The sequence below is a fragment of the Tenacibaculum sp. genome (assembly GCF_050290165.1).
GTDB lineage: Bacteria > Bacteroidota > Bacteroidia > Flavobacteriales > Flavobacteriaceae > Polaribacter.
Map to the genome: position 1 here is coordinate 81,456 of NZ_JBNKHD010000003.1, position 11,768 is coordinate 93,223.

Genomic DNA, 11,768 nt, shown 5'->3' on the forward strand with positions numbered 1-11,768 from the left:
AATCAAATTTGTACGAATGTACCATTTTTGTTGGTATTATTGAATATCTTTGATTGATGATTTTAACAGATAAATTCAATTAAATGGCGGTTGTTACTACGAAAGCTATTGTTTTAAGTTCTCTTAAGTATGGTGATACTAGCTTGATTGTAAAATGTTTTACTTTGCAAGAGGGAGTGAAATCCTATATGATAAAAGGAGTGTTAAAGGCAAAAAAAGGAAAACTGAAGCCTGCACATTTTCAACCGCTAACACAGTTACAACTTGTAGCAAATCACAGTAATAAAAGTTCATTACATTCTATTAAAGAAGTACAGGTAATTCATCCGTATGAAACTATACATACTTCTGTGGTTAAGCAAACGATAGTATTATTTTTATCCGAAGTGTTGTCAACAATAGTTCAAGAGGAAGAAGAGAATTTGTCCTTGTATCAATACATAGAAACGTCTTTAATTTGGTTAGATACCCATAATGAAGTTGCGAACTTCCATTTATTGTTTTTACTGAATTTATCAAAGTATTTAGGGTTTTATCCAGATGTTTCTGAAGTTGATAAAAAAGCCTTCAATTTATTGGAAGGGAGGTTTACAGATCTTGTTTATGATAAAGGAAGTTTATTAGGTGAAGAAATAATGCTATTCAAAAGTATGTTAGGCATAAATTTTGATGCAATACACACAATTTCTTATTCAAAAAAAGAAAGACAAATTATTCTTCGAATTATAGTTCGATATTATGAATTACATTTAGAAGGATTTAGAAAGCCCAAATCATTAGATATTTTAGAAACTGTTTTTAGTTAGTTTATGAAACAAAAAATTACTATATTTTTTTTACTACTTGTTACTTCCATTTTTTCCCAAAACCTTACCATAATTGATGCTGAAACAGGAAAGCCTGTTGATGCTGTTGCAGTGTTTAACAAAGAGAGAACTACATCAGCCGTGAGTGATGATGTTGGAAAAGTTGATATTTCAGACTTTCAAAAGAATGAAATTTTAATTTTTTCACATGTATCATATGCAGAGTATCAAGAAAAAAAATCAGTACTAAAAAAGAACAACTACCGTGTGTTTCTATCAAAAAATTCAGAGCAGTTAGATGAGGTGGTAGTTTCTGTATTTAAAAATAAGGAAAAAACAAATCGAATTGCAGAGCAAATTGCAATAGTGTCATCCGAAGAAATAGAAAAGCTATCACCACAAACATCAGCAGATTTACTAGCAAGTGTACCAGGAATAAAAATTCAAAAATCACAGTTTGGAGGGGGTAGCCCTGTGATGCGTGGTATGGAAAGTAATCGAGTGTTGCTAGTGGTTGATGGAGTGCGAATGAATAATGCAATTTACCGAAAAGGACACTTACAAAATTCTATCACAGTAGCTCCTAATTTATTAGATAGAACTGAAATTGTTTTCGGACCATCGTCGGTAATTTACGGTTCAGATGCTTTGGGGGGAGTTATTCATTATTATACGAAGACACCAAAAATATCAGAAAAAGGAAGTGAAGTTAAAGGAGGTACTTTTTTACGATATAGTTCAGCAAACAAAGAAGTGACTAATGTGGTATCAGCTGAACTTCAATTTAAAAAATGGGCATCGTTTACAAGTGTATCACATAGTAATTTTGGAGATTTAAAAATGGGAAAAAATCGTTCTCATGGTTTTGACGATTGGGGAAAAGTTCCTTTCTACTCAAATAATACGAGTACATATTATAACGACACACCTGTTGCAAACTCTGATGAAAACTTGCAAAGAAATACGGGCTACAGCCAAACGGATGTGTTACAAAAATTCTATGTTCCTTTTTCTAAAAACACCGATTTTAAATTAAACTTACAGTATTCTACTTCTTCTAACATACCACGTTTTGATAAATTGACGGAACTTAAAAAAGGGAGTTTAAAGTTTGCAGAGTGGTATTATGGACCTCAAGATCGTTTATTAATTTCCCCACAATTGATTATCAATCCAAAGAAAAAATGGATGGATAATGGAACAATTACACTAGCATATCAGAATATAAAAGAAAGCCGCATTCAACGAAAATTTGGAAGTTTAGACAGGTCTTACAGAAAAGAAAATGTTGATGTTTTTAGTTTGAATGGAGATTTTGCTGTGTTATTAGCAAAGAATAGAAATTTGGGATACGGATTTGAAGTAGCATATAACGATGTTGCATCAAATTCCTATGGAAAAACATTGCGTGTAGACGGAAACAAAATTATTGATTTCGACGGAGATTTTGTTGTACAGTCTCGTTACCCTGATGGAGGGAGTAGCTATTTAAGCTCCGCTTTTTATGTAGATTACCGTCAAGATATTACTAGTAAATCTACCTTAAATACAGGAATTAGAGGTACACATACAGTATTGAAAGCAAAATGGATTGATGAAACATTTATTGAGATACCTCAAAATGATATTCGATTAGACAATCAATCAATTACTGCAACAATCGGTTATGTATATAAACCGACTAAAAACTGGCAATTAAATGGTGTTGTTTCTTCAGGTTTCCGTTCTCCAAATATTGATGATGTTGGGAAAATTAGAGAAAAGAGTGGTAAGTTAACCGTTCCAAATACTGAGTTAGGACCAGAGTACGCCTATAATTTTGAAGTAGGGCTTCAAAAGTATTTTAACAATAGAAAGTTTAGAGTTGGGTTGAATGCATACTATACAATCATAGATAGAAACATCACAAGAGTTCCTTATTCGTATTTTGGACAAAGTACTGTGTTTTATGATGGTGATGAATATAATACTGCTGATGGAGAAATTTTAACAAATTTAAATATGGGAAGAGCTTATATTACTGGTTTCACAGCAAGTTATGAAGGTAAATTGTTTAAACACTGGAAAACATCAGGCTCAATTACTTATACAAAAGGACATACCTATCGTGATGATTTGCCATCTAGCGGTCCATTATCGTCTATTCCACCCTTATTTGGGCGTTTCGATTTGAATTATGTTCACAAGAAGTTCGAAGGAGGGGCTAACCTAGTTTTTAATGCTAAAAAAGATATTTCAGATTATAACTTGATTGAAGGGATTGACAATCCTCAACAAACACCTATTGTAAATCCTGATGCTACTGAAGATATTGACAAGTATTATGGAACTCCAAGCTGGATGACTGTTGGTTTATACGGAAAATATCAGCTTAATAAAAACATAGCTATACAAGCTCAGTTATTTAATTTATTAGATGAACATTATAAGGAGTTTGCCTCAGGAGTTTCTGCAGCAGGACGCAATATTTCAGTATCTTTGCAAACAAATTTTTAAGCAAGAACAAATGATTAATTTTTTTAGATTAGTAAGTTTATTAGAAGGAATATCTTATATATTATTACTTTTTATAGCAGTGCCAATTAAATATACTCAAGGAAATCCTGAGTATGTAAAAATGCTAGGAATGCCCCATGGATTACTATTTGTAGGATATATCGTATTGGCAATTATGTTGAAGTACGATTTAAACTGGAACACTAAAAACTTCGGAATCGTTTGTTTGTTATCTATATTACCTTTCGGAACATTTTTCGTTGGAAAATATCTTAAACAAGAAGGAGATTATAAAAAATCTTAAGACAGACTTAATATGTAAATTATAGAGTAATCTTTTAATCTAAGTTTTCTAATTAAAAGATTACTCTATATAAATAACTAATAATTTATCCTCCGCTTACTGGTGGGATAATAGCAATTACATCATTTTCTTGTATTAAAGCTTCATCGGTAGCATAGCTCTCATTAATGGCTACGGCATAAGAACTCATTTTTTGGAACTCTGGAAATTCAGCTGAAAGAAATTCTTTAAAACTAGCAACGGTGCTTTTGTTAGGAAGCTCCATTGTTAGTGAAGAATTACCTGCTAAGTCTGCAGCTATACCAAAAAGTAATAGGGTTGTTTTCATGTAAAACGGATATGATACAAAGCTACAACTTTATCCCTAAAACAACTCTGTTTTCGTGCTTTCCATTAAAAGTCGAACGAGCAAAGTCTACTCGTAATAAGCGCCATTTTCCAAAACCAACATTATCTAATCCTACAGCAAATTCAGAGTATGGTTTGTTATCTGGTGTAAACAATGCTTTTCCACTGGTAACTAAATGGAAGTTAAGTTTGTTTAGTAAAGGAATTTTACTCAATAAAGCACCCTTAAAATTATATTCTCCGTGCAATTCAACAAATTTATCGTTAGTGCTTAATTGGTAATAAGGAAGCATGTAAAAATTATCTAAATAATTGCTTTTAGGAGCTATTAGTAAGCGGTTTCCATTAAAGTGAGCATAATCGATAAACGGAATGTCTTTTTGTTCTAAAAATAGTCCTCCTTTAGCTTTGTATGCAAATTCTCCCCAGTTACTCAAATTGATTTTTTGGCGTAATTCAGAAAATACAAGGTCAGAATTCCATTCTGTATTTCCGGAACCAAAATTCTTTTTATATCCAATAAATAATGATGGATACTTACGACTTGAGATATTGTATTTCCCGTTAGGATATGATAAATACTTTTGTCCAAAATTTATGTTTGTTCCAAGAGAAAAAGTCCACATATGGTGTGGTGTAAATCCAGTGGTAAAGTTGGAAGGTTCTTGTGGATTGTTAGAAGTATAACTTACATCATCTTTAGGAAACATCACATAATCAGTAGTGTTAAATAATGGTTTTCTATCTGCAAATTCTAAAGAAGAGAACATACGTATTCCATTAGTTACTTCTTGTGAAAATGAAACTTTAGCAAAAGTTTTTTCATAATTTTTTAGGTAATTCCTTTCAAAAAATACTGAGCTTATCGTATTCCAAAATTTAGAAATAGGTTGTTTTTCGTTGAATTGCGGTGTAGCGACTCCTCCAGACATAGTTAAAACAGGTTTGGTAGTATTGTTCCATTGGTAACTAAAATTAGCAGTAGGGCGTACTTTCTTTTCAGAAAAGCCATAGTTTACATCTGCTCCAATACTTAATCGTTTTCCTTTTTTGTTTAGTAGTTTACGATAGTCAATCCCTATAGTAGAATTCCAACCTTGTACGGTATTAAAGTTGAGGTTTTCAATAGGGGAAGAAGTGCTTAATGACCATTTATTGAAAGAATCTTCGTAGGTGTATCCAAAAAGAATATCTAACGGTTTAAATTTATTGTTTTTACCATCAATTGAATCCAAATACTTTTCAGATGTTCGAATGGTTTTAATGCTATCTTTTAGCTTATAATCTGATATCTCTTCAGAAGTTAAAGCAACGGGACGAATGGTTTTCCAGTATACAGAATCTTTTTCGGTAGCATGTTCAGCAAATGAAAGTATTTCATTACTAAAAGTCTGCTCAGTAAAGTTAGGAGTGAAATTATAATTAGAATATGCGGCAGAAAATCGTCCGTTAAAATTAAAGCCAAACATTCCTGCTTTAAAGTCGATGGTTTGAGTTACAGGTACCCAAGCTTTATTATTGGTAGAGAAATTATAATTCTGTTTAATATGTAAAGTATCCACTATAGGTAAGCTTATTTGTGTCCCAGTAACAATAACATCAGCACCATAAATAGCCCAATCATCTTCAACTATGTAAATAAAACCACTAAAAACACGATCGTTCTTTCGTTTTGGAAGTAATTGGATTTTGTTGATCAACTTTCCGTTTTTATCATAAAAAACACCTGTTAGTTTGTAGTTGTAATAGCCAAAAGCACCATTAGCGATAGGGGAAATTACTTTAACATCAGCCAAATCAAAGGAGTTTTCGTAAAAGTTAAAATTTACATCTTCAGCCTGATTAAAACTAATTCCGTTGTCTTGTCCACTAACTTTTGAAGCGATAATATGCTCTTTAAAATTTTTAGGTCTTTTTTGAAATGCAATTTTAGAGACTGTTTCAGATAGATACACAATTCCACTTCTGGTTGAATCCAGTCCACCTCCCATATCACCAATATCTTGTCCTAAAAACTTTTTCGGTAGGTCTTTAACTTTGAATAAACCTCGAGAGTAAAAATCAGCAGTGAATTTTGCGAACTTATCAGTATTCTTTGCTTTATTAGCAATAGCATTTCTAATGATTTTATTGGCAGGATTTTCTTCTGAATTAACAACAACTTCATCCAAGGTAACTTCTTCTTCCTCTAAAATTATGTTTAAAGTATGAGGAAAAGAGTTTACATCTATAATTTTCTTGACCGTTTTATATCCCAACATTTGAAAAATTATAGTGTATGTACCTGTTTTGGCAATGGGTAAACTATAGTCACCATTATTGTTGGTAGTGGTACCGGTAATAGTATTTTCTAAATATACACTTGCTAAAGAGATAGGGTGGTCTTTAACGTCAGTAACTTTTCCTTTAATTTGAGAAAAGGTAATTGAAGAATATATTAAAAGTATAAGTGTAGCTATATTTTTCATAGTCAGTTGGTTGATTGTGACAAACATAAAAGAAGAACTTTGTAAAATGTATTTAATAAGTGTTAAATAACTTACAAAGTTCTCTTAATACTATGTAGACTATGAAATAAGAAAAATGTTACTAAAAATTACTTAACAGTATCTTTTTGTTGGCTTTTCTTCTTTTTTCCAAATAAACCACCTAAAACGTCTGTTACTTTTTTTACTGTTTCGCCTTTTTTGTTGGTTGTAGAGGTGCTGTCTTTCTTTTTGTCACCTAATAATCCGCCCAAAGCATTATTTACTAGGTTATCTTTTTGCTGTTGAATCAATTTCTGACTCAATTTAGTAACAGATGAAGATAAATCTGTCGTAACCGACGGATTTGTCATATTACCTGTTATGTTAGCAGTAACAGGAACCGTAATATTTTGTTGTTCTTTAGGGCTTAATTTTGAAAGCAGTCCTTGAGCTTCGTTACCTAAATATTTGGCAGGAACATTAAGAGTAACATTATAACTCATTGTTTTGTCAAAACCATGACTACCACCAACAGTAATTCCAATGTCGTTATATTTTAAATCAAAAGGTTTTACCACTACTTTACCATCGCTAAAAGATAGGTGGGTTTTAATGTCTGATAAGTCTAGTTTTGTTAAATCAATAAATGATAATTTATCATTTAATAAACTTAAAGCTTTTGTTTTTTCAGGATTGATACTAGTAGTTAATAATTCTGCCAATGCTTTACCTGAAACAGAAGCTAAATTTGGAGTAAAATCATCATTTAAACTTCCTGCTAAATCAATGTCAGAATTTAATTTACCACTCATAGCTCCTGCAATAGGACCTAATGATTGTAATAAATCTAAGCCAGTAAATGATTGTGCAATGTCGAATGATTTAATTCCTAATTTCATGTCAAAAGTAGGTTGCTTTGGTTGGGTGTTAACTTCTCCGTTTAGTGCAATTTGACCGTTAAAAATATTTGCATCAACATTTTGAAGTATGGCTTTTTCATCCTTTAAAAGCAATGTTCCTTTAACATTTTGCAGGGTTAGATTGTCATAGTGTACTGTTTTTGCATTAGCCATTACAGAACAATCTAAAAATGCAGGAATTTTTAAAGATTCTTTTGGAGCGTTTTCATCAGAAGTTTCCTCTTTCTTTTCAGAGGTTTCGGGATTTTCTTGCATAAAATCACTTACATAAAATGCGTTTGAGTTTAATGCGAAGTTTCCTTGTAGTTTTTTGTCAGAAAGTAAAAAACCTAATAAGTTTTTAAGAGTTCCAGTAGCGTTTAAGTCACTTTTTCCAGTAGTTGCGTCAAACTTAGTTAATGAAACAGTACTTGGAGTGAAATTAACAACGGTATTTTTAATATGAATAGGATTCACCAGATCTTCTGAAGAAAAGACAAAATTACTCACCTCCATTTTTCCGCTATTTTTAATACGACTTACAATACTATTTTCAATAGCTTTCATATCAAATTCAGTATGTAAATCCGCTTTTAAAATTCCACTTAGTTCATTTTCTAAGTTAATAGGGTAAGCTTGGTTTAATTTAGCAAGATTCAATGTTCCTTTTACGGTAGCATTAACTTTAGGGTTTGTTGTTAAGTTGTATACATTTCCTTTTCCAGAAAAAGTATCTTCATCAATTTTAAAAGATAAGTTATTGATGGAAACAAAGGTATTTTCAGTTTTACCAGTGGTGTTTTTTATTTGCGCGTCTATATTGATGTTTTGAACACTTTTAGGTAAATCAGGATATTTAAACGAAGCGTTGTTAGATTGCATAGTGATGTCTAACTTCGGAATATGATTATCATCAATAATTCCATTTATTTTTCCATTTACACTAAAGTTACCAGTTGTAGAAACATTTGCAATACTTTTGGTATAAGCTTCAGGAATTAACCCTAAAAAGTTTTTAAAATCTGACGAAGGAGTTTTAAAATTAATGTCAACCTCTTGGTTGTTCTCATTCATTTGAAGATATCCGTCAAAAATTAAAGGCAAGTTATTCAATTTGGCTTCATTTTTTAGGAAAGAAAACTTCTTGTTAGTTAAGTCCATTCCTAAAACAGCATCCAATTGTATTTTTTGATTTTTAGCATAGGTGTTTCCATCCATTCCGAATGAAACTAAGGTAGATGTTTGTGTATCTAACTCGGTATTTGATTGTGAAAAATCACCACTTCCGCTATGGTTAAATTCTGTTAGCTCAAGAGTTAATTTTCCTTGCTTATCGTTGTACTTTATGGTTGAATTATTAATTGCGTATGAATTAATAGACAATCCAAAAGAAGATGGTTCTTCATTTGTAGTTTCTTCTGTTTTTGAAGGCTTTGCAATATCGTAATTTGCATTCCCTTTTTCATCAACTAGTACATTTACCAAAGCTTCGTCAATAGTAAATGATTTGATATTTAGCTGTTCAGAAGAAGCTTTAAAAAGATCGGTAAGCCTTAACGCTAAATTTATTTCTTTAGCATATACTAAAGTATCGCCTTCAAAAGGAGCTTTATTAATAACAGTTAAGTTCGATAACTGTACCGATGCATTTGGGAAATTTCTAAGTAAACTTAAACTCGAGTCGCTGAAGTCAACTTGTGCATTTACATTGTCGTTAATGGTGGTTTTCACCAAGTTCATTACTTTATCTTGGAATAACAGGGGAATGCTAATTAAAAGGATAAAGAAAAAAATAATAACGCCTAATACTATTTTATAAATCTTTTTCATTGTGAATAAAGTTTGTCATGTAATACTAACGAACAAAGTTCAACAATTATTTGTAAAAAGAAAGTCAATGAAATGATAAATTTTCTTTTGGTAATTTTGCGCTGATAAAATCACGTATTTTGAACCAGAAACAACAATATTCAAACTTTATTAAAACACAGGCAAAACGCTTGGGGTTTTTGGGGTGCGGTATTGCAAAAGCTGATTTTTTAGAGGATGAAGCTCCGCGATTAGAAAAATGGTTAGAAAATGGATATCATGGAGAGATGCATTACATGGAAAACCATTTTGATAAACGCTTAGATCCAAGGTTGTTGGTAGAGGGTTCAAAATCGGTGATTTCTTTGTCGTATAACTATTTTCCAGCCGAAGTTCAGCAAGAAGGAAGTTATAAGATTTCTAAATATGCTTACGGACAAGATTATCATCATATCATCAAAGATAAATTGCGAGAATTATTGCAGTTGATTAATGATGAAATAGGAGAAGTTTCAGGACGTTGTTTTGTTGATTCTGCCCCTGTGTTAGAACGTGCTTGGGCAGCAAAATCAGGGTTAGGTTGGAATGGGAAACACTCGTTATTAATTCAAAAGCAACAAGGATCCTTTTTCTTTTTAGCTGAATTGATTATTGATTTAGAACTCGAATACGACACGCCTTTTAAAACAGATCATTGTGGTAGTTGTACTCGTTGTATTGATACGTGTCCAACACAAGCAATTTTACCTAATAATACAGTAGATGGGAGTAAATGTATCTCATATTTAACGATTGAGTTAAAAGATGCAATTCCATCAGGGTTTGAAGGACAACTGCAAGATTGGATGTTTGGGTGTGATGTGTGTCAAGATGTATGTCCTTGGAATCGTTTTTCAAAACCACATGAAGAATCTTTGTTTACACCGCAAGAAAGTTTATTGAATATGACAAAACGTGATTGGCAAGAATTAACTCAAGAAACGTTTAGTAAAGTATTTAAAAAATCGGCAGTAAAGAGAACTAAGTTTTTAGGGCTCTCAAGAAATATTGATTTTTTAAAAAAATAAAACAGGCTCTAGAGCCTGTTTTATTTTAGTGTTATTTTGGATCAGTTTCTCCGAAGAAAAACCAGTTGATTCCTTTTTTAATAATTCCACTCTCTTTAGAAGGAGCATTATCATTGTTTTCTTTTGAGTTAGAAGCTTCTTGTTCAAATAAATTTACTACAAAATCTTCATAAGATGAATTTACTTCTTCTTGAAGGTAAGAGTTAAAATACAATTCACTTGCTTTTTCTCCTTTAACTTTTTCAATTTCTAACAAAGTTTTGTATAAAGGTTCAATTTTTTTCACAACATTTTCAGGTAAAGCTTTTCTTCTTCCTGTATAACCTGTAATTTTTCCTGTTTCATCTTTTTCTACATCAAAATCAGTAATAACCCAGTAATATCTACCTGTTCTTGTTAAGTTTTTAACAATAGCGTGAAAGTTGTTTCCCTGTTTTAGATTATCCCATAATACCTTAAATACAACTTTAGGCATATCTGGGTGTCTAATAATATTATGAGGTTCTCCAATCAGTTCTATTTTATTGTACTCTGAAGCTTCTTCAAAGGTGTCGTTCATGTATAAAATAGTTCCAACAGAATCAGTTTTACTAATAATGGTTTTTGATTTGTCCCACTTAACCTCCTCATCTATGACTTTGGAAGGTTTAAGAGTGTCATTTGTGTTCATTTATGTTTTTTTAATAGTTTCGGGTAGCTTTTTTTAAAGGTCAGCAAATGTAAAGCTTTTTTACTTCAAGAGTAAACTACTTTTTTTTTAAAAAAGGTTAAAAAAAGTTAAAGTTATAATTAAGAAATAGAAAAATATTGTGCCAGCACTTTATGTTGAGAATAAGGGAAGAGTACAAAGTGTTTTTAAATAAAAAAGGATAGAGTTCTTAAAAACTCTATCCTTTAATGTATACTGGTTAAGGGAATTTATAGGGGGTATTTATTTTGGATCAGTTTCTCCGAAAAAGAACCAGTTTAACCCCTTTTTTATAGGACTTGTTTCGTTTTTAATTTTTTCAGCTTCTTCTTTAGAAAGTTCTTCATTAAATAAATCAACAACAAATTCATTATAGGTTTTACCAACCTCTTCTTTTAAGTAAGCATCAAAATACATCTCACTTGCTTTTTCTCCTTTTAATTTTTCAATGTCTAAAAGTGTTTTGTATAGAGGCTCTACTTTTTTAACAACACCACTTGGTACCGCTTTTCTTCTCGCTGTATACCCAACAATATTACCTTCTTCGTCTTTGTCTATGGTAAAGTCGGTAATTACCCAGTAGTATCTACCAGTTCTCGTTAGGTTTTTAACTATAGCATGAAAGTTTTCACCTTTTTTTAAGGCATCCCATAATACTTTAAAAGCTACTTTAGGCATGTCTGGGTGACGAATAATATTATGCGGTTCACCCACTAACTCAATAGTGCTGTACTCGCAAGTTTTAGAGAAAACATCGTTTGCGTATAATATGGTTCCGTAAATATCTGTTTTACTTACAATGGTTTTTGTTTTGTCCCATTGTACTTCTTCGTCAATAATGTGTCTTAATGTAGTTTCCATTTATTCTGTTTGGTTTAAAGTT

9 protein-coding genes are annotated in these 11,768 nt (G+C 31.6%); 4 read left to right on the forward strand and 5 right to left on the reverse strand.

The features are described 5' to 3' along the window. The first annotated feature begins 83 nt into the window (after positions 1-83). The 3 genes from recO to ACQY6M_RS04900 are packed head-to-tail and all read left to right on the forward strand — an operon-like array spanning position 84 to position 3,606. Positions 84-806 (forward strand): DNA repair protein RecO, encoded by a 723-nt coding sequence (gene recO / locus ACQY6M_RS04890; protein ID WP_428743633.1) that lies wholly within the window; start codon positions 84-86, stop codon positions 804-806. Between the two features lie 3 nt (positions 807-809). After that, a complete protein-coding gene (locus ACQY6M_RS04895; protein ID WP_428743634.1) occupies positions 810-3,302 on the forward strand; it encodes a TonB-dependent receptor in 2,493 nt (830 codons plus the stop codon). Positions 3,303-3,312: 10 nt separating this feature from the next. Beyond that, positions 3,313-3,606 carry a DUF3817 domain-containing protein gene (locus ACQY6M_RS04900; RefSeq protein WP_133535345.1) on the forward strand — a complete coding sequence of 98 codons (294 nt, stop codon included), beginning with the start codon at positions 3,313-3,315 and terminating at the stop codon, positions 3,604-3,606. 85 nt (positions 3,607-3,691) lie between these two features. On the opposite strand, the gene moaD is transcribed toward ACQY6M_RS04900, so the two are convergent. The 3 genes from moaD to ACQY6M_RS04915 form a co-directional block, all read right to left on the reverse strand. Beyond that, the gene (gene moaD / locus ACQY6M_RS04905; protein ID WP_428743635.1) at positions 3,692-3,934 is read right to left on the reverse strand and encodes a molybdopterin converting factor subunit 1; all 243 of its coding nucleotides are present in this window, start codon (positions 3,932-3,934) and stop codon (positions 3,692-3,694) included. Between the two features lie 22 nt (positions 3,935-3,956). Next, complete coding sequence (locus ACQY6M_RS04910; RefSeq protein ID WP_428743636.1) at positions 3,957-6,422, reverse strand: DUF5686 family protein; 2,466 nt, start codon at positions 6,420-6,422, stop codon at positions 3,957-3,959. A 128-nt stretch (positions 6,423-6,550) separates the two neighbouring features. After that, a complete protein-coding gene (locus ACQY6M_RS04915) occupies positions 6,551-9,151 on the reverse strand; it encodes an AsmA-like C-terminal region-containing protein (protein ID WP_428743637.1) in 2,601 nt (866 codons plus the stop codon). A gap of 119 nt (positions 9,152-9,270) precedes the next feature. Between ACQY6M_RS04915 and queG the strand changes: the two genes are divergently transcribed. Then, positions 9,271-10,197: a tRNA epoxyqueuosine(34) reductase QueG gene (gene queG / locus ACQY6M_RS04920; protein WP_428743638.1), complete on the forward strand. Its 927-nt coding sequence runs from the start codon at positions 9,271-9,273 to the stop codon at positions 10,195-10,197. Between the two features lie 31 nt (positions 10,198-10,228). On the opposite strand, the gene ACQY6M_RS04925 is transcribed toward queG, so the two are convergent. Next, positions 10,229-10,867, reverse strand: coding sequence for a PAS domain-containing protein (locus tag ACQY6M_RS04925; RefSeq protein ID WP_428743639.1), 639 nt, complete (start codon positions 10,865-10,867; stop codon positions 10,229-10,231). Between the two features lie 261 nt (positions 10,868-11,128). Next, positions 11,129-11,746, reverse strand: a complete 618-nt coding sequence (locus tag ACQY6M_RS04930; protein ID WP_428743640.1) for a PAS domain-containing protein — start codon at positions 11,744-11,746, stop codon at positions 11,129-11,131. Between the last annotated feature and the right edge of the window lie 22 nt (positions 11,747-11,768).

Bases quoted from the DNA above. Each gene is read 5' to 3' on its own strand.
- recO (WP_428743633.1), top strand. From the start codon at position 84: ATGGCGGTTGTTACTACGAAAGCTATTGTTTTAAGTTCTCTTAAGTAT.
- ACQY6M_RS04895 (WP_428743634.1), top strand. From the start codon at position 810: ATGAAACAAAAAATTACTATATTTTTTTTACTACTTGTTACTTCCATT.
- ACQY6M_RS04900 (WP_133535345.1), top strand. From the start codon at position 3,313: ATGATTAATTTTTTTAGATTAGTAAGTTTATTAGAAGGAATATCTTAT.
- moaD (WP_428743635.1), bottom strand. From the start codon at position 3,934: ATGAAAACAACCCTATTACTTTTTGGTATAGCTGCAGACTTAGCAGGT.
- ACQY6M_RS04910 (WP_428743636.1), bottom strand. From the start codon at position 6,422: ATGAAAAATATAGCTACACTTATACTTTTAATATATTCTTCAATTACC.
- ACQY6M_RS04915 (WP_428743637.1), bottom strand. From the start codon at position 9,151: ATGAAAAAGATTTATAAAATAGTATTAGGCGTTATTATTTTTTTCTTT.
- ACQY6M_RS04925 (WP_428743639.1), bottom strand. From the start codon at position 10,867: ATGAACACAAATGACACTCTTAAACCTTCCAAAGTCATAGATGAGGAG.
- ACQY6M_RS04930 (WP_428743640.1), bottom strand. From the start codon at position 11,746: ATGGAAACTACATTAAGACACATTATTGACGAAGAAGTACAATGGGAC.